Genomic DNA, 20,269 nt, shown 5'->3' on the forward strand with positions numbered 1-20,269 from the left:
GTCACACCACCCTCCGTGTTCCGCCGCCGGGATGCGGAATCAGCCGCCCGAGGTAGAGCCCCACCGCGATGGCGATCCATCCGACCACCACGCTGAGTACCCCGTAGCTGAGGCCCATCTCCCACCTCCCGTTGTCGACCAGGCGGTGTATCCCATCGATGAGGTGGGAGAACGTGGTGAAACCTCCCAGGTAGCCGGTCACCAGGAACAGCCGGGTGGAGGCGTGCTGCCGCCCGCCCAGCAGGTACGTCGTCAGCAGGCCCATGAGCAGGCAACCGAGCATGTTCACCAGGAAGGTGCCCCAGGGAAAACCCCGCGTCGCCCCGGGCATCACCTCGGTGATCAGGTAACGCAGCAGAGCCCCGATCGCACCTCCGAAGGCGATGTCCGCGAACGCGCTGGGCCGCAGCCCCGGATGACGCGGTGGGCCCGTGCCCCGGTACAGCGCGACGGTCTCGGCGTGCTCACGCCGGAGTAGCCGGCTTCCCGCCTCGCCCGAATCTCCCATTGTCGGCTTTCCTCCAGATACGCGAATGTCACTGCTTGCGGCGGTCCGGCGCGGGCACTCCCAGGAGCAGCTCGCGGACGGCGTTCCAGGTCAGCTGGAGTGCCGCCTCGACCTCGGGAGACCTGTCCCCGAGGATGCGGGCCCAGGCCCCCCGATCCCCGGGCAGGACGCTGGCCCCGGCCCGCAGCCCGGTGCCGGCGAGCACCGCGTGCATCGTGTCGGCCACGAGTCGCGCGGGCTGCGCGGCGGTGACGACGTACAGGGAGGACAGCAGCCCGAATCCGGCCATCACCGCGGGTCCGGTCACCGGCCGTTCCCCCGGCACCAGACGGAGCGGGTCGGCGAAGAGCAGCCGCGCCGAGGTGTCACGCACCTCGACGTCGCTGCAGTAGGCCGTGTACGCGTGCCGCTCCCCCCGCGCCAGCCTGCCGGCCATCAGCGTCTCGCCCAGCACCACCGTCGCGTCCTGGGCGACGGTGACGCGGAGCCGCTGGTAGTACCGCGAGTCGGCGAACGGGATCACGGTGTCCGGCAGGTACTCCAGGTATCCGCCCGGCCCCGCGGTGAGGTTGACCAGCTGGGTGGCGTAGTCCTGTTCCATCCGGTAGAGCCGGGTGGCGGCCTGGGTGGTCAGGTGGACGGACGAGCCCTCGCCGCAGGAGACGTCGATGCGGTAGCGGTCGCCCTGGAGAACGCCGCCGCCGGACGACATGAACATGAGGTACGGCATGTCCGGGCGCTCGGGGTCGTAGTACAGCGGGCGGGTGATCTGCAACGGTGTCTTCTGGTAGTGACCGGTCAGCTCGGTCCGCCCGCCGACCCGCTCGAACGCCAGGTGCAGGACCCCGACCTTGCCGGGGCTGCCGACCGGCAGCATGTCCAGGTCGGCGGCATGGCGCGCCACCGAGGCCGGCAGCCACCCCGGCTGGTAGCGCTCCGGAACCAGATGGTCGATCACCGCCCCGGAACGCACATCGCCTCCAGCCGCGCCTCGATGAAGTCGGCGACCTCGGCGACACCGGTGCCGGTCAGGCAGTCGGTCAGCACCACCGGCCCCGCCCCGCGCACCGTGTGCGCGTCCCGTTTCATCACCGACAGGTCGGTGCGCACGTACCGGGCGATGTCTATCTTGTTGATGACCAGCAGGTCGGAGTCCGTGGTGCCCGGACCGCGCTTGCGCGGCATCTTGTCGCCCGCGGCGGTGTCCAGGACGAAGATGTAGACGTCGGCGAGCACCGGGCTGAAGGTGAGCGTCAGGTTGTCGCCGCCGCTCTCGAACAGCAGCATGTCGATGTCGGAGAACCGGTCGAGCAGCTCGGCCGCCGCCGCCAGGTTCATGCTCGGATCGTCACGGACCGCGGTGTGCGGGCAGGACCCCGTCTCGACCCCGACGATCCGCTCGGAGTCGAGCACCCCGGCCATCGTGCGGCGGACGTGTTCGGCGTCCTCCTTCGTGTAGATGTCGTTGGTGATCACGCCGGGGCTGTGCCCCCTGGCGATCAGAACGGGGACCAACATCTCGATCAGTGCCGTCTTGCCGGACCCGACGGGCCCCCCGACACCGACCTTGAACACCTTCCGCGGTTCCATCTCGTGCCCTCTCAGGTGATGAACAGGCGGGCCGCTGCCCGCTCGTGCGCGGCCGAGACCGTGTCGGCGACGGGTACCGAGCCGTTCAGTTCCATGGGGTCCTCGGCGGCGAGCGCCGCCCGTGCGACCCGGGCGAGGTCCGGCCGGACCTCGCCTAGGATCCGCTGGGCCCGGCGGAAGTCGGTGCGGCCCAGCCGCACCGCCGCCGCCGTCCAGCCCGCGGCGAAGGCGTACAGGTCACCGGCCACCGCGTGCGCGACGGGCACGCCCATGCCGGCGTGGATCACGCCGACCACGACCGCGTGGTTGCCCGGCGCGGCCCTCTCCGCCACCAGGGCCGCCAGCCGGGCCGCCTCCGGCGAGGCGAACGCCCACACCGCCGTGTCGAGGACCTGCCGGCCGGTCCTGATCGAGGCGGAGCGCTGCTCGCGGTTGAGTTTGATCGCGTGCAGCCGTCGGTCGACCTCGACCAGCCGGTCCCAGTCGCCCACTCCGGCGGCCCGGTGCGCCAGCACCAGGGCCGTCGCGTCCCCCGGCCCCACCGAGTTGTACAGCAGATCGGTCAGCAGGCCGCGCAGGTCCGCCGATCCGGTCGCGCCGAGCTGGACGTACCCCTCCAGTCCGTGCGAGAGCGTGTACAGCCCGCTCGGGAAGCCGGAGTCGGTGAGCTGCAACTGGGCGAGCAGCGGGCCCAGGTCGGTCAGGCTCATCAGATGAAGTAGAGCCGGTTCAGCGGCAGCCTGGTGGCCGGCTCGATGCTGACCGGCTTGCCGTTCACCGAGACCTTGTAGGTCTCCGGATCGACCATGATGTCGGCCAGCGTCGAGTTGCGCAGCATGTGGCGCTTGTCGACGGTCCGGCACTGGCGTACCTCCCGGACCATCCGCTGCAGGCCGAGCCGCTCGGGCACGCCCGCGTCGATCCCGGCCCGCGACATGAAGGTGACGCAGGTCTCCTTCAGCGCGGTGCCGAAGGCGCCGAACGTCGGCCGGTAGTAGACCGGCTGCGGCGTCGGCAGGGACGCGTTCGGGTCGCCCGACTGGGCCCAGTTGATCATGCCGCCCTTGACGACCAGATAGGGCTTGGCCGCGAAGGAGTGCACCTGCCAGAGCACGATGTCGGCCAGCTTCCCGTCCTCCAGCGAGCCGATCGTGTCGGCCATCCCGGAGGCGCGGGCCGGGTTGATGGTCAGCTTGGCCAGGTATCGCAGCACCCGGAAGTTGTCGTTGCGCTCGGAGTCCTCCGGCAGCGCGCCCCGCTTGTCCTTGCAGTGGTGGGCGATCTGGAAGGTGCGGGTGAACGACTCGCCCACCCGGCCCATCGCCTGCGAGTCCGACCCGACGATGCTGATGATGCCCAGGTCGTGCAGGACGGTCTCGGCGGAGATGGTCTCGGCACGCACCCGGCTCTCCGCGAACGCCAGGTCCTCGGGGACGTCGTAGCTGAGGTGGTGGCAGACCATCGTCATGTCCAGCAGCTCGTCCACCGAGTTGCCGGTGTAGGGCAGCGTCGGGTTCGTGGAGGCCGGCAGCACGTTGGGCTCCCCGGTCACTCGCAGGATGTCGGGGGCGTGCCCGCCGCCGGCGCCCTCAGAGTGGTAGGTGTGGATCGCCCGGCCGTTGATCGCACTGATGGTGTCCTCGACGAACCCGGCCTCGTTCAGCGTGTCGGTGTGGATGGTCACCGGGATGTCGTACGCGTCGGCGACGGACAACGAGCAGTCGATGACGGCCGGCGTGGTCCCCCAGTCCTCGTGCACCTTCAGCCCGCAGGCACCCGCCTTGAGCTGCTCCTCCAGGGAGGCCGGCAGGCTGTTGTTCCCCTTTCCGTACACCCCGACGTTGATCGGGATGGCCTCGTACGCCTGCAGGATGCGGGCGATGTTCCACGGTCCCGGGGTGCAGGTGGTGCCGCGGGTGCCGTCGGCGGGACCGGTTCCCCCGCCGACCAGGGTGGTGATCCCGTTGCTCAGCGCGTGCCGCGCCTGCTGCGGGGAGATGAAGTGCACGTGGGTGTCGATCGCGCCGGCGGTGGCGATGAGGTTCTCGCCGGAGATCACCTCGGTGCCCGCGCCGATGATGAGCCGCCGGTCGACCCCGTTCTGGGTGTGCGGATTTCCTGCCTTGCCGATCCCGGCGATCCTGCCGTTCTTGATCCCGATGTCGCCCTTGACGATGCCCAGGACCGGATCGATGACCACCGCGTTGGTGATCACCAGGTCCAGCGCGACCGTGGCGTTCTGCGAGGCCGGGTCGGCCGACATCCCGTCCCTGGCCGTCTTGCCGCCCCCGTACTGAGCCTCGTCCCCGTAGTGCCCCTCGGTGTGGTCCTTCTCCACCTCGACGACGAGGTTGGTGTCCCCGAGGCGTATCCGGTCGCCCACCGTCGGGCCGTACATGGACGCGTACTGCTTACGACTCATCGTGGTCATCGGGATTCAGCCCTTCTTCTTGGAGCCCGGGGAGCCGTTCTTCTTCGACGAGGCCGCCGGGGAGTCACCCGGCTCGTCGAGATAGCCGCGTTCACGCATCCTTTTCAGCGCCTCGCGATGCGCCTCGCGCGAGCGGACGCTTCCGTTGAGCAGCCCACCGAAACCGACGATCCGCAGACCCCCGCCGTACTCGACCAGGTTCACTTCCTTGGTGTCTCCGGGCTCGAACCGGACGGCGGTACCGGCAGGAATGTCCAGGCGCTTGCCGAACGCCTTGTCCCGGTCGAATCTCAGCGCGCGGTTGGTCTCGAAGAAATGGAAGTGCGAGCCCACCTGAACGGCCCGGTCGCCGGTGTTGTGCACGGTCAGCTTCGCCCGGGGCTGACCGGCGTTCAGCTCGATCTGTCCCTCGCCATAGATGTAGACGTCGTCATCCGACATGGGATGTCGCCCCCTTCGGGTTCGCCACCGCCCGGAGGCCGTGGTGGTGGTCGTCGTGGTCGTGGTGGTGTCCGGCCGCCGCGGCCGACGGTCCGCAGAGCGGCAGGAGCGCGCGTTCCCCGGGCATCACTTCCCGCCGACCGGATCATGGCAGGAGACCAGCTTGGTGCCGTCGTCGAAGACGGCCTCGACCTGCAGCAGCTTCAGCATTCCGCGCACTCCGGGCAGCACGTCGTCGGGCCCGACCACCTGCTTGCCCAACTCCATGCACTCGGCGACCGTCTTGCCGTCCCGGGCCGCCTCCACGATCGTCGAGCTGATCAACGCCACCGTCTCGCCGTAGTTCAGTTTCAGTCCGCGCCCGCGGCGCTGCTCGGCCAGCTGAGCCACGAGGAAGATGAGCAGCTTGTCCATCTCGCGTGGTGTGAGATTCATCGGGGTCCTTTCTCCGCACGGCTATCCGGCGCGCTGGATTTTCTTGAACATCGGGATGGCCGCCAGGAACACCCAGCTCACCAGGACGAACGGCCAGGTGAGGGTGTGACCGCCGGTGATGGCGAACAGGTTGCCGACGGCGGCGGTCAGGCCGGCCGCGGACACCGCGCCGATCACCGCGTAGACCGCGCTCACCCTGTTCACCAGCACGAACGTGCCCCACAGCGCGAGCCCGGTCAGCACGGAGTTGTAGCCGTACAGGCCGGCTCCGAGATCGGCCGCCTGCGCGCCCAGCACCCAGCCGGTGAACAGGCCGACCAGGCTGGAGAGGAGCGCGACCAGCCCGGTCACCCAGCCGGCCACGAATAACCCGATCAGGAAGATCAGGCCGACGTACCACTGGTTCTGGAAGAACACCTGGCCGACGCCGCTGAGCGTGCCCCGCCAGAAGTCGTGCCAGCTCATCGCGGTGCCCGGAGCGGTGGCCGACGGCGGGGCCGAGCGCGCGTGCTCCGCCCAGATCCGGCTGAAGGACGGCCCGCCGATCACCATCACGCTGGTGATCACGCAGAAGGGCGCGGTGAAGGTCGGCAGGTTGTACGGGGTGAGCAGCACGTTCAGCGCCGAGGTGAGCACGCTCCCGGCGATCGCCCCGGCGACGACCAGGAGCACGGTCATCCACCGGACTTCCAGGTAGAGCACCAGGCCGACACCGATCAGCGTGCCGCAGAAACCCTCCAGCCCCACCGAGACCCGGTCCCAGGTGACGCCGAACAGGTACGCGGTGACCGTGGCGACGACCGTGCCCAGCAGGCCGAAGACGCCGAACCGCCAGCCGCCGACGAACAACGCGACGATGAAGACCAGGCCGGTCCACTGGTTGGGCTGGAAATCGACCTGGGCGACCCCGCGGGGGATCGTCAACAGGTACTCCAGCGCGCGGCGCCCCTTGGCAGGGTGCTCACCTCCGGATGAGCCCGACGACAGAAACGCCGATGTCATAAACGTCGCCCTTCCCGCCGCTGGCGCGCGTCCCGCCCACGGACGGCCTTCAAAGGTGAATCCACGATGTGGGCACACAGCACTACTTTCCATGTGCCGAACCGGCAAATATCAACCAAGGCCAGCATTTAGTCAAATATCAAAGGTGCTGAGGTTAACTCCTGACTTAGACGCCAACCATGTGGGTCAGGGCATCTCCGCCGGCGGGCACGGAAAGAGCCGAAGGAGCAAAAGGAACGAAGGGGCCATAATGTCAGTCGGAATGAGCAGCTGGATATCGAGCGGGCTGAACACCGGTGATTCGGCCTGGATGCTGACCAGCACCGCGATGGTGCTGTTGATGACTCCGGGACTGGCCTTCTTTTACGGCGGCATGGTCCGTTCCAAAAATCTACTCACAACGCTTTACATGAGTTTCATCTCGATCAGCCTGGTGACCATCATCTGGTTCGCCTACGGATACGGGCTGGCCTTCGGAAATGACCTCGGTGGTGCCGGGCTCATCGGCTGGAGCAATTTCCGGTTCGCGAACATCACCCCCGAGACGCTGCACCAGCAGATCCCCACGTACGTCTTCGCGCTGTTCCAGCTGACCTTCGCCATCATCACGGTCGCGCTGATCAGTGGCTCGATCGCGGGACGGGCCCGGTTCGGCCCGTGGATGCTCTTCGGCGTCCTGTGGATGACCCTGGTCTACGCGCCGGTCGCGCACTGGGTGTTCTCCACCTCCGGCTGGCTGCACAGGTGGGGCCTGCTGGACTTCGCCGGCGGGCTGGTCGTCGAGTTGAACTCGGGCATCTCCGGGCTGGCACTCGCCCTGGTGCTGGGGCCGGGTGTCGCCTTCCGGCGCAGGGGCGCCCCGACGCCGGAGAACATCCCCATGGTCCTGCTCGGCCTGGCCCTGCTCTGGTTCGGCTGGTTCGGCTTCAACGCGGGCTCCGCGCTGACCGACGGCCCGCTGGCCGCCCGGGCGTTCCTCAGCACGATGATCGCGGGCTGCGCGGGGATGCTGACCTGGCGGCTGGTGGAGTGGATCCGCTTCCGGCACCTGACCAGGATGGGCTCGACCAACGGCGCCCTGGCCGGGCTGGTGGCCATCACCCCGTCCTGCGGGTTCGTCAACGTCGAGGGCGCGCTCGTCGTCGGCATCATCGCCGCCCTCGTGTGCACGTACGCGGTCGAGATGAAACTGGTCCTGGGCTACGACGACACCCTGGACGTGGTCGGCTTCCACGGGGCCGGCGGTATCACCGGCATCGTGCTGCTCGGGTTCTTCGCCACCGGCGAGCTCGTCGGGACCCCCGGCCTCTTCTACGGCGGGTCGGTCGCGCTGCTGGGCAAGCAGGTGGCCGGTGTCCTGGCCGTCGGCCTGTACAGCTTCATCGTCACGTTCGTCATCGGGAAGGTGGTCGACAGGCTGTTCCGGATGCGAGCGACCGAGGAGGAGCAGCGCGTCGGCTCGGACGTGGGCTTTGCCGAGGGGTGAGCCCGGCGCCCGCCGTGACGGATCGTCACCATGACCCCGCACCGCCCACTGAACCGCCCTGTTCACGTCAGTTGGCGCGTCAGGCCCCAGCTGCGCCACGGTGAGGGTGAAAGGCAGCATCTGACCAGCCTGCAGGGGCTGGCCGCGCTGTCGCTCGACGCTCTCAGCTCGGTCGCCTACGGGCCGGAGGCGATCGCGCTCATCCTGGTCGCCGCCGGTGGCGCCGCGATCGGTTACACGCTGCCGATCACCCTGGCCATCGTCGTGCTGCTCACCGTGCTGGTGATCTCCTACCGCCAGGTGATCGCCGTGTATCCGAACGGCGGTGGTTCCTACGCGGTGGCCAAGAGCGATCTCGGCGAGCGGGTGAGCCTGCTGGCCGCCGCGGCGCTCATCGTCGACTACGTGCTCACCGTGGCGGTCAGTCTCGCGGCCGGCGCCGCCAGCCTCGCCTCGGCCTTCCCCGTCCTGGCCCCGCATCTCCTGGCGATCTGCCTGGTGGGACTGGCCCTGCTGACCGCGGTGAACCTGTACGGCATCGCCGAGAGCGCGCGGGTGCTGATGCTGCCCACCGCGCTGTTCGTGGTGAGCGTCCTCGGCGTCGTGGTGCTGGGGCTGGCCCGCTCCCATCCGGCGGCCGTGGTGGGGGCTCCCATGCACGTCCCGGTGACCGACACGCTGGGGGTGCTGCTGATCCTCAAGGCATTCTCCTCCGGATGTTCCGCGCTGACCGGCGTCGAGGCCATCGCCAACGGCGTGCCCATGTTCCGCGAGCCGAAGGTCGCGCGGGCACAGCGGACCGAACTGCTGCTCGGCGCGCTGCTCGGCACCATGCTGGTCGGGCTGGCGCTGCTCATCCACCGCGACCGGGTACAGCCCCGGCATGACGTCACCGTCCTCGCCCAGCTGACCGCCGGTGCCTACGGCACGGGCTGGGCGTACTACGCGACCAACCTCGTGATCATGCTCGCCCTGGCACTGGCCGCCAACACCAGCTTCGGCGGCCTGCCGGTCCTGCTGAGCCTGCTGGCCCGCGACAACCGCCTGCCCCACCTGTTCGCGCTGCGCACCGAACGTCCCGTCCACCGCTACGGCGTCGTGGCCGTGGCGGTGGCGGCGGCCGTGATACTGATCGCGGTGGACGCGCGGACCCACAGGCTGATCCCGATGTTCGCCATCGGGGTGTTCATCGGCTTCACGATCAGCCAGGTCGGCCTGGTCAGGCACTGGGCGACCCTGCGCCCGCCCCGCTGGCTCGGCAGGGCGCTGCTCAACGGCACCGGCGCCCTGCTGACCGCCATCGCCGTCCTGGTGCTGCTCACCACCAAGTTCCTGGAGGGCGCCTGGGTGGTCGCCATCGTCATCCCGCTGCTCATCCTGCTCTTCGCCCGCATCGAGCGCTACTACACCGCGGTCGAAAAGCAGCTCGGGGTCGGGCGGACACCGCCCAGGCCCACCCGGCCCGCGGCGGTCGCCGAAGCCGGGAAAGTGATCATCATCCCGGTCTCGGACGTCACCACCAGGACGGAACGGGCCGTCAGCGCGGGCCTGGCCCTCGGTGGTGAGGTGGTGGTCGTCGCGGTGTGTTTCGCCGAGGAGGAGGTGCACGACCTGCGGACGCGGTGGAACCTGTGGGATCCGGGGGTCCGTCTTGAGATCCTCGACAGCCCGCAGCACACCGTGGTCCGTCCCGTTCTCGACTACATCCGGCAGGTCGCCGACAGCGGCAAATGGGTCGCCGTGCTCATTCCCACCGTCGAACCGCGGCACTTCCGCCATCGGGTACTGCACAACCAGCGTGACCTTTTCCTGATGGTCGTGCTACGGGAGCACACGGACGTGCTCGTCTGCCTGCTGCCCTTCCGAATCAATACATAGACGACACCAGCGCTTAAAGTGGCTTTTTACGCTATGCGTTACCTATAGGTTGATTTGAGTATCACGTCATAAGCTGATTTAAGTGTCACACTCGGCAGTTGGGCCGCCCGAATTGGCATGATATTTCCAGTTAAAATGCCGGTCGCCCAGAAGCAATACCTAATCCTCCGCAAGCCAGCCGACTTTCTGATGGTCGCTTTGCCCTCAGCAGGAATGGCCGGTGCGAGCATCGCCAGAGAGGCAGAACCGATCATGACATCTGGGGGAAAAATGCTTCGAAAACTAATCCTGGCGCTGGCCCTGGTCACGGCGGCCGGATCACCGGCCGTTACGACCACGGCCTGGGCGGACGGGGTGTCCACCGCTCCGGCCGCACAGGCGGCCATCGCCGCCGCGCCGGCCGCGCAGAAGGCGGGGAAGTGCGACCCGGGATCGCCGTGCGCGGCGGTCAACTGCGGCCCCGGCCGCGTCTGCGTGCCCTCTCCCAAGCAGTGTTTCACCACGCCGTGCCCGCAGTACGACTGCGTGCCCATCTCCGGCACCGTCGGCCAGCCGTACTACCCGGGCTGGCAGCCTCCCTACCCGGGCTGGCGACCGCCGTATCCCGGCTGGCGACCGCCGTACCCGAACTCGTACCCGATCCCGCCGTACCCGGGCTGGCGCCCGCCGTACCCGGGCTGGCGGCCCCCGTATCCCGGCTGGCGACCGCCGTACCCGAACTCGTACCCGGTCCCGTGGCGGCCTCCGTACCCGCCGCCATGGCCTCCCCGACCCCGCTAACCGATGACGGTCCGCTTCCCGGGGAAGCGGACCGGCCGGAAACCTCTCGTCATTGACGGCATCGACGGTGGCGGGAGCCATGCGGACCATGGCCGCATGGCTCCCGTCCCCTCCGGTGGGGCGCGCCCACAGCGCGCGAGGCAGCGCCGAGACCGGCGTCTCAGCCGATCCTGGCGCTCTGCCCTCCGTCGACCGGGAGCAGGACGCCGGTGATGAACCGAGCCTCCTCCGAAGCCAGGAAGAGGGCCGCGTTGGCGATGTCCCATGCCGTGCCCATGCCGCCCTTGAGCGGGACCCGCTGGTGGCGGCGGGCCGCGTACTCCTCCCTGTCCAAGCCGTACGCCGCCGCGCCCAGGTCGACGCCGAGCGGGGTGTCGATGAGGCCCGGCATGATGGCGTTGACCCGGATTCCGTAGCGGGCGTTCTCCAGGGCCAGCTGCTGGGTCGCGGCGTTCATGGCCGCCTTGGACATCTTGTAGGTGATGGGCGGATTGCCGGGAGAGGGGTTTCCGGCGATGGCCGCGATGGAGGAGATGTTGGTGATCACACCGCGCTCGGCGGCCCGCATCACGGGAAGCACCGCCCTGGCCATCAGCAGGATGCTGCCAGAGTTGATCATCATGGTCCGCGCCCAGTCGTCGGGCTCGACGGAGGTGGCTGAGCCGTCTCCGATGGCCACGCCCACGTTGTGATGCACCACGTCGAGGCGGCCGAAGCTCTCGACACAGGTGGCGACCGCGGTCGACCAGTCGTCGGCCACCGACACGTCACCCTGGACGGTGACCGCGGTTCCGCCCTGCTCCTCGACCAACCCCGCCGTGACCAGCATCGAGTCCAGGTCGCGGTCGATGAGGACGAGTTTGGCGCCCTCCCGGGCGAAGACCAGTGCCGTCGCCCTGCCGTTCCCGATCATCTGGCCGGGGGTCTGTCCGGCACCGGTGATGATCGCGGCGTACCCCTCCAGCCGGTCGGTCACGAGGCACCTGCCAGGTCGGGATCGATCTCGACGCCGAAGGTGTTCAGCGCCATCGCCGTCATCGTGTAGAAGCCGACGGTCATCGTGAAGTCCATCACCTGGTGGGTGTCCCAGCGGGTGGACAGCGACGTCCAGGCCGCCTCCGACAGGTCGTGCCCGCCGTGCAGCTCGTCGATCGCCCGCAGCAGTACGCGGTCGTCGTCCGCCCAGCCGGGATCTTCGGAGCCCGCGGCGATGCGGTCGATCTCCTCCTCGGTGAGCCCGGCCCGCCGCCCGATGACCACGTGCTGCGCCCACTCGTAGGAGGAGCCCGACAGCGCGGCGGTACGCAGGATCACGATCTCCCTCTCCCGCGGGTGCAGCGTCGACTCGCGCAGCAGGTGCTGCCCGAGACCGAGCCAGCGCCGGAGCAGCCGAGGATGCCTGGCGAACGTGGTGAAGATGTTCGGCACCCGGTCACCCCCCACGGCCAGCCCGTCGAGCAGGCGCCGTGCCTGCTCATCCCCCTCGCCCTCGGGCAACGGCGGAATACGTGTCGTCATGCCCTGCCAACCCTTCGATCGATCGTGGCGCCGATTTCCCCGAGCGTGTACTTCGAACGACGAAGAGCATCCCCAGACACTGGAATCCAATTCGGAGATCCCGCGATCAAGTCGAGCACCGGCCGACGATGACAGGTCTCGTGGCAGGAGCAACGGCGCGTTGAAAGGTGTGCCCCCACCGGTCACATCTCACACGGTGATGACGACCTTGCCGCACACGCCGGTGACCTCCGCGCCGAACGCCTTGGCCGGCCGCGCCGCGAACGTCCCCACGCCTCCCCCCGCACCGATGATCAGAACCTTCTGCCCCGGCTGCGCCCTTCCCGCCTCGCGAAGACTCCGCAGGGAGGTGCGGGCCGAGACGGGAACGGCCGCCGCCTGCTCGAAGGTGAGGTTCGCCGCCGTCGACCCGACCTACCCCCCGGCGACCGGCCGGTAGGTGCACAGGTGCACTCCCTTGTCGCTGATGGCCGTGGAGGTCAGTTCGAGCGTGCGCGACACACCGCCGTCGGGGAAGATCGTCTTCCCGCCGCCGAGAAGCACCGGCATGATCATAAGTCGGAGCTCGTCGACCAGGCCCTCGCTCAGCAGGGTGCGCGCGAGCGTGGGGCTCCCCATCACCACCAGATCGCCGCCGTCGCTCCCGTGCAGCTTCCGGATGCCGGCGACGGCCTCGTCGCCGGGGATGCGGACGGTGTTGTTCCAGGTCAGCTCGTCGTCACCCAGCGTCCTGGACACGACGTACTTCGGAATGGCGTTCATCCGGTCGGCGAACGGGTCACCGGCCCGCCCGGGCCACGCCGCGGCCATCGTCTGCCACGTGCGGCGGCCGAACAGCAGTGCCCCGGCCTTGGCCACCGCGTCGTCGAAGGCGCCGCCCAGCACCTCCGGATCGAAGAACGGGTGCGACCAGCCGCCGTGGGCGAAACCACCGTCGGTGTCCTCCTCGGGTCCGCCCGGCGCCTGCACGACGCTGTCCAAGCTGATGAACTCGATGATCACGATGCGCATGGGACTGGCTCCTCCGGGTTCGCGTCGCTGATTTCCGGCACCGCTGATCTGGTCGCGGTGCGGGGGGGACGAAGGTGCTGCTCGTCTTGGTCCGGCACCGGCCGGTCAGCCGAAGTGCTCGGCCATCCAGGTGTCCCACGCGGGCTGCTCGTCGCGGCCCGCGAAGTTCTGGTGGCCGAGCACGAGGGCGTCGCCGCGGGCGGTACCGGAGTGGATGAACCGGTACAGGCCCTCATCCGTCCGGACGCCCAGGTTGACGGGCAGGTTCGCGTAGTAGACGACCCCGGCGGAGCCGTCCGGGAGACGGACGTCGTCGCCCTCGGCGACGTCCGGCGTGACGCCCAGTTCCCGGGTGACGGTCTTCCAGACCGCGTCCGGACCGCCCGCTCCGGGCCGGAAGGCCGTGGTGACCGATGGGGTGCGGCCGGTGAAGTGCGCGAGGTACTGCTTGAGGGTCTCCCGGTAGATGGGCCAGCCGGCCTGCATGGCCTCGAACTCGGTCTCCCAGTCGTCGCCGAGCATGCCGCTCTGCACGATCCGCAGCACGGTGGTGCCGCCGGCGCGCCCCTCGATGAGGTACTCGAACGCCATGAACTGGCCGTCGGGGGCCTGCTCGCTGCGGGTCGCCAGGCGGGCGCCCGGCTCGTAGGCGGTGATCGTGGCCTGCTCGGTCTGGCCCAGCATGGTCAGGTTCGCCGGGCCGCCCTCGGCGGTGCCCAGCTCGGTGCGTCCCATGAACCAGGAGTCGACGCCCGGCCCGGTCGCGATCGCGTCCCAGACCTGCTCGGGCGTGGCGCTGAGTTCGATCTCCTGGTTCAGCTCGAACGGGTGCGTCATCGGGTTTCCTTCGTGCTCGGGTGGACGGCGACGACGATCCGGTGGTCGCGGCCGTGCTCGGCGGACTGGTCGTGGTACTTGGACACCAGGGCCGTGACGGCCCCGGCGAGCTCCTGGGCGAACGCGGCCCGGTCGGCGGCCGAGGCGAAGCGCACCTCGGCGTCGATAGCGAAGGTCGCGACACGTTTGCGCGCCTTGGCGGCGCCGGCGATGAGCGCCCCTACGTCGCGGACCAGCCGGGCCGCGACGGCCAGCAGCCAGCCGGCCGACAGCTGGTCGGGAGAGCGGGCCGGGTCGGGCTCGACCGACGCCAGCGCGGCCGGGGAGATCACGTAGGAGGCCGCGGTCGCGCGCATGATGCGCTCGTTGACGTTGCCCTTGCGCCGCTCCTCGATCATCTCGACGAGCCCGTGCGCCTCAAGCGTCTTGAGGTGGTAGTTGACCTTCTGTCGGGGCAGGCCGACCTTGGCGGCCAGCATGGTCGCGGAGGCGGGCTCACTCAGCTCGGCCAGCAGCCGGGCCCGGATGGGGTCCAGCGAGACCTCGGCGGCGGCCGGATCCTCGATCACGGCGATGTCCTGCATGACCACAGGCTATGACCGACAAATTAAATTGTCAAGGAAGTCCTATTCGTCGGTACATCGGGCTCGTGCCCCGGCGAGCCCCTGCCGAGCCCGCACGTACCGAAGTCGGATCGCGGCTACCCGATCCCCGCCCGCGAGAAGCGACCGGCGGCCAAGAACGCGTCGGCTCCGGTCCCGGTCTTCGCCATGCCGACGCACGCGCCGGGGTGAGCTCTCGGGTGCGGGATAGCCTGACGTGGTGGGCATCACCTCTGGTAGCTACACGCTGGGACCTGAGTCCGGCCGGCTCGTCGTCGACACGACCCGTAGCGGGCTGGGCGCGAAGGCCGGCCATGACCTCACCATCGAGGTCACCCGTTGGCACGGCGAGGCCACGATCGACATCGCCGATCCGGCCGGCTCCTCGGTGACCGTCGAGGTCGACGCCGGGTCGTTCGAAGTCCGGGAGGGAACCGGCGGCGTCAAGCCGCTCACGGACTCCGATCGCCGGGAGATCAAGAAAAACCTTCAGGAGAAGGTCCTGCACGTCGATCGTCATCCGACGATCACGTTCCGGTCGACCCGGGTCAGCGGAACGGCGGAGTCGTTTCGCATCGAGGGTGATCTCACCGTCGTCGGCGTCACCCGGCCCGTCACGCTACAGGGCCTGCTGACCGAGGACCGGGTACGCGGCTCGGTGACCATCGTGCAGACCGAGTGGGGCATCCGGCCGTATTCGGCGTTCTTCGGCGCGCTCAAAGTCAGCGACGACGTCGAGGTGCGATTCGACACCGGCCTCCTCCCGGGACGGTGACCCCGGGCTCGGACTCTGGTCCATGGTCGAGGTCGTCCACAGGTGCTCACCGATACCGGTGAGGCCTCGCCCCCGTCACCTGGCCCCATCTCCTGAGACCTCACGCCGACACCGGCTTTTCGGGCCCCGCTGCGGGTGAACCCGCGGAAATCGCCGCCGGACCCGCTCAAGGTGCGCGGAAACAGGAGGCCGTGACAGCCGAGATCGCGGTAGGTGACGGCATGCCCGCCTTACTTTATGGCGCGAAGGTGAATGAAAGCTGAATTGTCAGCGCATCATGGATGCCTCACTCCGCTCTGTCGTCATATCTCACATAATTCAATGCAGAACGCTGATTTATGGCTATATGAGGCAAGCTTTCGAGGAATCACATGAAGCGTTGGATCGGCGTCGGGCTGGCGCTGCTCCTCGGCGCCGCCGTAGTGGCGGCGGTCGTGGTGGGCAACCGTGGCGGCGCGGAGACGCGGGAGCTCACCCTGGTGCGCGGGGTGATCGGATCGGAGAAGAAGCCGTTCTTCGACGATCGGCGAGTGCGGGCGGTCTTCGCCGAACACGGCCTCCGGGTGGAGGTCGACACCGCCGGATCACGCCAGATCGCCGCCTCGGTGGATCTCAGGAAGTACGGATTCGCGTTCCCGTCCAGCGCTCCGGCGGCCGAGAAGATCAAGCGTGACCGGGGCGCCACCCACACGTTCGCGCCGTTCTCCTCTCCCATGGCGATCGCCACCTTCGAGCCGATCGCGGACGTGCTCACCAAGGCGGGCGTCGTGCGGGACTCCGGCCAGGGTTACCGGGTGCTCGATATCAAGAAATATCTGGATCTGGTGGTCAAGGGCACCCGGTGGGACAGGCTGCCGGGCAACACCGCCTACCCGGCGCGCAAGCGCGTCCTGCTCACCACCACCGACATCCGCACCTCCAACTCCGCGGCGATGTACCTCTCGATCGCCGGCTACGTGGCCAACGGCGACGACGTGATCACCTCAAGCGCGCAGGGCACCGAGGTCGCCGGAGCCGTCGCTCCCCTCTTCCTCGACCAGGGGTACTCCGAGACCTCCACCGAGGCTCCGTTCGAGGACTACCTGGCCCTGGGGATGGGGAAGACGCCCATGGTCATGATCTACGAGGCGCAGTACGCCTCGCACCTCTTCGCGCGGGACGGCTTGATCCGCCCCGACATGCGGCTGCTCTACCCCTCGCCCACGGTCCTCAGCAAGCACACCCTCGTGCCGTTCGACGCGCGGGGCACCGAGGTCGGCCGGCTCCTGCAGGAGGACCCGGAACTCGGGCGCCTCGCGGCCCTGTACGGCTTCCGCACCGCCGGTGCCAAGGCGTTCGACGACCTGGTGGCCACGACCGGGGCTCCGCTGCCGGCCGGCCTGATCGACGTGGTCGAGCCGCCCGACTACGAACGGCTGGAGGGCATGATCACCGCGATCGACGGGCTCTACCGATCCGGCGTGGTCCCCTCACCCACCCCCTGACCTCGCCTTCCCACCGCTTCGAGGAGAGACCACCGTGAGCGATCTCGTGCTCAGCCCGCCGGAACCCGTGGCCAAGGTGCCCGTGGATAAGGCGGCCACCATGCTGCCGGTCCCGGAGGGGCGAGACGCCGAACTGGCGGAGAAGGCGGGTGACTTCGCCGAGGAGCTGAGCGGCCTGGACCCGCGGTCGCCGGAGTTCACCCGCAAGGTGCACGACATCACCTCCATGGGCGACTCGGAGATCCGAGCCTCCTCCCAGGTGGCGAACCGCATGCTGAAGCGTCCGGTGGCCACGCTGGCCTCCGCCAGGGGCGAGGGCAAGGACGCGCAGGCGGCGGTGGCCGGGCAGCTGACCGCGCTGCGCCGGACGATCGTCGACCTCGACCCCAAGCAGGCGTCCAGTCCGGGCAGGAAGCTGCTGGGACTGATCCCGTTCGGCGATAAGCTGCGCGACTATTTCGCGAAATATCAGTCGGCACAGCGGCACATCGACGACATCATCCGCGCCCTCAGGTCCGGACAGGACGAGCTGCGTAAGGACAACGCGGCCATCGAGGGAGAGAAGGCCGACCTGTGGGAGTCGATGAAGCGCCTGCAGGAGTACGCCCTGCTCGCCGCCGCCCTCGACGCCGCGGTGGAAGACAAGATCATGCATGTCGAGGCGGCCGCCCCGGAGAAGGCCACCGCCCTCCGCTCGGACGCGTTGTTCGGCATCCGGCAGAAGCACCAGGACCTGCTGACCCAGCTCGCGGTGTCCGCCCAGGGTTACCTCGCGCTGGATCTGATCCGCAGGAACAACCTCGAACTGATCAAGGGCGTGGACCGGGCGACCACGACGACGATCGCGGCGCTGCGCACAGCCGTGACCGTGGCGCAGGCTCTCGCCAACCAGAAGCTGGTGCTCGACCAGATCACGGCGCTGAACGCCACCACCTCCGACCTGATCGTGGCGACCAGCGAGATGCTGCGCACGCAGGCGGCCGACATCCAGACCCAGGCGGCATCCACCGCGGTCGACATGGACGCGCTACGCAGGGCGTTCGACAACATCTACTCCACCATGGACATGATCGACACGTTCAAGGCCAAGGCCGTGGAGAACATGGCGATCACCGTGGACAGCCTGACCGTCGAACTCGACCACGCGCGCACCTACCTGGAACGCTCCCGGCACGACGGCGAAGGGGCGCTCCCGCGATGAGGGCACGAACGGGTTCTCGTCCGATCAGGCGGGCACTGGCCGCGCTGACCCTGCTGACGGCATCGGCCGCGTGCGGCGGGACCGACGCGCCGGCCACCCCCGTGGACGGTCCCGACGTGCTCCGCGTCCTCGCGGGAAGCGAGATCGGCGACCTGGAACCGCTGCTCAGACGGGCCCAGGACGCGATCGGCGTGCGGATCGCGCTGTCGTACGCCGGAACACTCGACGGAGCCGACCAGGTGGCGAGCGGCGGCGCGGACGGGCAGTACGACGCGACGTGGTTCTCCTCCAATCGCTACCTGTCACTGATCGACGGGGCGACCGCGCGGCTCTCGACCCAGACCAAGGTCATGGTCTCGCCCGTGCTGCTCGGGCTGAAGGCCTCCAAGGCCCGCGAGCTCGGCTGGGACCGCAAACCCGTGACCTGGAGCGACATCGCCTCAGCCGCACGCGCCCACGAGTTCACCTTCGGTATGACCAGCCCAGCGGCGTCCAACTCCGGATTCTCCGCGCTGGTCGGTGTGACGGCGGCGCTCTCCGACGCCGGAGAGGCGGTGGACAAGGCCCAGATCGACGCGGCGACGCCCAGGCTGAAGGAGTTCTTCTCGGCGCAGACGCTCACCTCCGGCTCCTCGGGCTGGCTCGCGGACGCGTACGTCAGGCAGGGCGAGGTGGACGGGCTCGTCAACTACGAGTCCGTGCTGCTGGGGCTCAACGCCTCCGGCAGGCTCCCCGAGCCACTCACGCTGATCTACCCGAGCGACGGGGTGGTGACGGCCGACTACCCGCTCACGCTGCTGAGCTCCGCGACACCGGACAAGAGGGAGCTGTACGGGAAGCTCGCCGCCTGGCTGCGCACCCCGGAGATCCAGCGGGAGGTCATGACCACGACCCACCGCCGGCCGATCGTCCCCGCGGTCAGGCCGAACCGGCGTTTCGGGTCCGCCTCGCTGGTGGAGCTGCCCTTCCCCAACCGGCGCGACGCGGCCGACGAGCTGATCGGCGTCTACCTCAACCAGGTGCGCAGGCCGTCGCGGACGCTGTTCGTGCTGGACACCTCCGGTTCGATGGAGGGCGAGCGGATCGACGCGCTCAAGCAGGCGCTGACCGCCCTGTCCGGCGCCGACACCTCCGTCAGCGGGTCGTTCTCGCGCTTCCGCGACCGCGAGACGGTCACGATGATCCCGTTCAACACGACCCCCGGCACCCCGCGGACCTTCACGCTGCCCGACCGGAACCCCGAACCGGTACTCCAGCAGATCCGCGCGTACAGCGAGGCGTTGCGGGCGCACGACGGTACGGCGATCTTCGACAGCCTGCGGGCCGCCTACCAGGAGGCCGGGTCGTCGGCATCGGGGGACTTCACCTCGATCGTGCTGATGACGGACGGCGAGAACACCGACGGCGGCTCGTACCACGACTTCGCCGGCTACTACGCGTCACTGCCCGTGAGGTTCCGGACGTTCGTCGTGCTCTTCGGCGACAGCGACGTCAACGAGATGAAGCAGATCGCCCAGCTCACCGGTGGGGCGACCTTCGACGCCCGGAAGGGTTCGCTGGCCGCGGCTTTCAAGGAGATCCGTGGCTACCAGTAGTCCCGGCGGCCGGATCCTCGCCTACGCCGGGTCGACCAGGAACATCGCCGGGTGCGCCCTGGCACTCGTCGGGGTGGCCCTGGTCTTCCTCGACGTCGCCGGGTCGTTCTGGCCCGTCGTGGTCGCCGGTCTGTACGGCGTCGGGGCGCTGCTGGCCCCGGCGGACCGGGTACGTCTCACGATCTCACACGCGGAGGTGGAGTCCCGGCGGCTCCACGCCGACCTGGACACCCTGCTGACCAAGATCGGCGGGAACCGGTTCCCCGACGACGTGGTGGCGAGGGTCGGCGTGCTGGCCGAGGTGGTGCGCGACATCCTCCGGCGGGCGGACGCGCTCACCTCCGCACCCGACCACCTGCACATCGTGTCGCAGACGATCAGGGACTACCTGCCGTCCAGCCTGGAGGCGTACGCGAACCTGCCCCGCTCGTACGCGCTCACCCGGCGCGGCGAGCGGGAGCGCAGCGCCCACGAGGAACTGCTCGCCCAGCTCGACCTGCTGGACACCCAGCTGCGCAGGGTGGCCGAGTCGGTCTACCGAGGCGACGAGCAGGCCCTGCGCGACCAGGGCAGGTTCCTCCAGGACCGGTTCGGCGGCTCCGGCCTGGACCTCTGACCGCCCGACGTCTCCGGTGGCACGAAAGGCGAGCGGCGGACAGGCCGTCACGGGCACCTCGTGAGAGATCTTCGTGTGG

21 protein-coding genes and 1 pseudogene are annotated in these 20,269 nt (G+C 69.0%); 9 read left to right on the plus strand and 13 right to left on the minus strand.

Features of this window, described 5'->3' with window-relative positions; all coding sequences use genetic code 11:
* Nucleotide 1: 1 nt before the first annotated feature.
* From crcB to AB0J58_RS06780, 8 genes and pseudogenes are all read right to left on the minus strand, one after another.
* Nucleotides 2-508, minus strand: coding sequence for a fluoride efflux transporter CrcB (gene crcB, locus AB0J58_RS06745; protein ID WP_364211203.1), 507 nt, complete (start codon nt 506-508; stop codon nt 2-4).
* Between the two features lie 28 nt (nt 509-536).
* Complete coding sequence (locus AB0J58_RS06750) at nt 537-1,481, minus strand: urease accessory protein UreD (protein ID WP_364211206.1); 945 nt, start codon at nt 1,479-1,481, stop codon at nt 537-539.
* The gene (ureG, locus tag AB0J58_RS06755) at nt 1,463-2,098 is read right to left on the minus strand and encodes an urease accessory protein UreG (protein WP_364211209.1); all 636 of its coding nucleotides are present in this window, start codon (nt 2,096-2,098) and stop codon (nt 1,463-1,465) included. The genes AB0J58_RS06750 and ureG overlap by 19 nt, the downstream gene beginning before the upstream one ends.
* Before the next feature lie 11 nt (nt 2,099-2,109).
* Nucleotides 2,110-2,808, minus strand: a complete 699-nt coding sequence (locus AB0J58_RS06760) for an urease accessory UreF family protein (RefSeq protein WP_364211212.1) — start codon at nt 2,806-2,808, stop codon at nt 2,110-2,112.
* On the minus strand, nt 2,808-4,529 hold the full coding sequence (gene ureC, locus AB0J58_RS06765; protein ID WP_364211214.1) for an urease subunit alpha: 1,722 nt from the start codon (nt 4,527-4,529) through the stop codon (nt 2,808-2,810). Before ureC ends, AB0J58_RS06760 begins: the two co-directional genes overlap by 1 nt.
* A 135-nt stretch (nt 4,530-4,664) precedes the next feature.
* Nucleotides 4,665-4,970: pseudogene (gene ureB / locus AB0J58_RS06770) on the minus strand (urease subunit beta); the annotation flags it as partial.
* A 126-nt stretch (nt 4,971-5,096) separates the two neighbouring features.
* Nucleotides 5,097-5,405 (minus strand): urease subunit gamma, encoded by a 309-nt coding sequence (locus AB0J58_RS06775; RefSeq protein WP_343961505.1) that lies wholly within the window; start codon nt 5,403-5,405, stop codon nt 5,097-5,099.
* A 21-nt stretch (nt 5,406-5,426) separates the two neighbouring features.
* Nucleotides 5,427-6,329 (minus strand): urea transporter, encoded by a 903-nt coding sequence (locus AB0J58_RS06780; protein ID WP_364211217.1) that lies wholly within the window; start codon nt 6,327-6,329, stop codon nt 5,427-5,429.
* 340 nt (nt 6,330-6,669) lie between these two features.
* On the opposite strand from AB0J58_RS06780, the gene AB0J58_RS06785 reads away from it, so the two are divergent.
* The 3 genes from AB0J58_RS06785 (at nt 6,670) to AB0J58_RS06795 (ending at nt 10,551) form a co-directional block, all read left to right on the plus strand.
* Nucleotides 6,670-7,893: an ammonium transporter gene (locus AB0J58_RS06785; RefSeq protein WP_364211219.1), complete on the plus strand. Its 1,224-nt coding sequence runs from the start codon at nt 6,670-6,672 to the stop codon at nt 7,891-7,893.
* Between the two features lie 30 nt (nt 7,894-7,923).
* Nucleotides 7,924-9,771, plus strand: a complete 1,848-nt coding sequence (locus AB0J58_RS06790) for an APC family permease (RefSeq protein ID WP_364211222.1) — start codon at nt 7,924-7,926, stop codon at nt 9,769-9,771.
* Nucleotides 9,772-10,041: 270 nt separating this feature from the next.
* Nucleotides 10,042-10,551 carry a hypothetical protein gene (locus AB0J58_RS06795; RefSeq protein WP_364211225.1) on the plus strand — a complete coding sequence of 170 codons (510 nt, stop codon included), beginning with the start codon at nt 10,042-10,044 and terminating at the stop codon, nt 10,549-10,551.
* A 160-nt stretch (nt 10,552-10,711) separates the two neighbouring features.
* On the opposite strand, the gene AB0J58_RS06800 is transcribed toward AB0J58_RS06795, so the two are convergent.
* Both AB0J58_RS06800 and AB0J58_RS06805 read right to left on the minus strand, forming a co-directional pair.
* Nucleotides 10,712-11,527 (minus strand): SDR family oxidoreductase, encoded by an 816-nt coding sequence (locus AB0J58_RS06800; RefSeq protein WP_343961492.1) that lies wholly within the window; start codon nt 11,525-11,527, stop codon nt 10,712-10,714.
* Entirely contained in the window at nt 11,524-12,069 is a 546-nt protein-coding gene (locus tag AB0J58_RS06805; protein WP_364211228.1) for a carboxymuconolactone decarboxylase family protein, read from the minus strand. Before AB0J58_RS06805 ends, AB0J58_RS06800 begins: the two co-directional genes overlap by 4 nt.
* 199 nt (nt 12,070-12,268) lie before the next feature.
* Here AB0J58_RS06805 and AB0J58_RS06810 point away from each other — a divergent pair, with 199 nt between their 5' ends.
* A complete protein-coding gene (locus tag AB0J58_RS06810; protein WP_364211231.1) occupies nt 12,269-12,508 on the plus strand; it encodes a hypothetical protein in 240 nt (79 codons plus the stop codon).
* Here AB0J58_RS06810 and AB0J58_RS06815 read toward each other — a convergent pair.
* From AB0J58_RS06815 to AB0J58_RS06825, 3 genes are all read right to left on the minus strand, one after another.
* Entirely contained in the window at nt 12,484-13,080 is a 597-nt protein-coding gene (locus tag AB0J58_RS06815; RefSeq protein WP_364211234.1) for a dihydrofolate reductase family protein, read from the minus strand. The two genes, AB0J58_RS06810 and AB0J58_RS06815, sit on opposite strands and share 25 nt — an antisense overlap.
* A 105-nt stretch (nt 13,081-13,185) precedes the next feature.
* Nucleotides 13,186-13,917: an SRPBCC domain-containing protein gene (locus tag AB0J58_RS06820; protein WP_343961486.1), complete on the minus strand. Its 732-nt coding sequence runs from the start codon at nt 13,915-13,917 to the stop codon at nt 13,186-13,188.
* Nucleotides 13,914-14,501, minus strand: a complete 588-nt coding sequence (locus AB0J58_RS06825; RefSeq protein WP_343961484.1) for a helix-turn-helix domain-containing protein — start codon at nt 14,499-14,501, stop codon at nt 13,914-13,916. The genes AB0J58_RS06820 and AB0J58_RS06825 overlap by 4 nt, the downstream gene beginning before the upstream one ends.
* Nucleotides 14,502-14,739: 238 nt before the next feature.
* Between AB0J58_RS06825 and AB0J58_RS06830 the strand changes: the two genes are divergently transcribed.
* The 5 genes from AB0J58_RS06830 to AB0J58_RS06850 all read left to right on the plus strand — a co-directional run bounded on the left by AB0J58_RS06830 (nt 14,740) and on the right by AB0J58_RS06850 (nt 20,190).
* Nucleotides 14,740-15,294: a YceI family protein gene (locus AB0J58_RS06830; RefSeq protein WP_364211238.1), complete on the plus strand. Its 555-nt coding sequence runs from the start codon at nt 14,740-14,742 to the stop codon at nt 15,292-15,294.
* A gap of 371 nt (nt 15,295-15,665) precedes the next feature.
* Nucleotides 15,666-16,778, plus strand: coding sequence for a hypothetical protein (locus tag AB0J58_RS06835; protein WP_364211241.1), 1,113 nt, complete (start codon nt 15,666-15,668; stop codon nt 16,776-16,778).
* Between the two features lie 34 nt (nt 16,779-16,812).
* Nucleotides 16,813-17,979, plus strand: a complete 1,167-nt coding sequence (locus tag AB0J58_RS06840) for a toxic anion resistance protein (RefSeq protein WP_364211244.1) — start codon at nt 16,813-16,815, stop codon at nt 17,977-17,979.
* A complete protein-coding gene (locus AB0J58_RS06845) occupies nt 17,976-19,574 on the plus strand; it encodes a VWA domain-containing protein (RefSeq protein ID WP_364211247.1) in 1,599 nt (532 codons plus the stop codon). Before AB0J58_RS06840 ends, AB0J58_RS06845 begins: the two co-directional genes overlap by 4 nt.
* The gene (locus AB0J58_RS06850; RefSeq protein ID WP_364211250.1) at nt 19,561-20,190 is read left to right on the plus strand and encodes a hypothetical protein; all 630 of its coding nucleotides are present in this window, start codon (nt 19,561-19,563) and stop codon (nt 20,188-20,190) included. Before AB0J58_RS06845 ends, AB0J58_RS06850 begins: the two co-directional genes overlap by 14 nt.
* Nucleotides 20,191-20,269 lie beyond the last annotated feature (79 nt).

This window comes from Streptosporangium sp. NPDC049644, assembly GCF_040675205.1.
Classification (GTDB): Bacteria; Actinomycetota; Actinomycetes; order Streptosporangiales; family Streptosporangiaceae; genus Streptosporangium; species Streptosporangium fukuiense.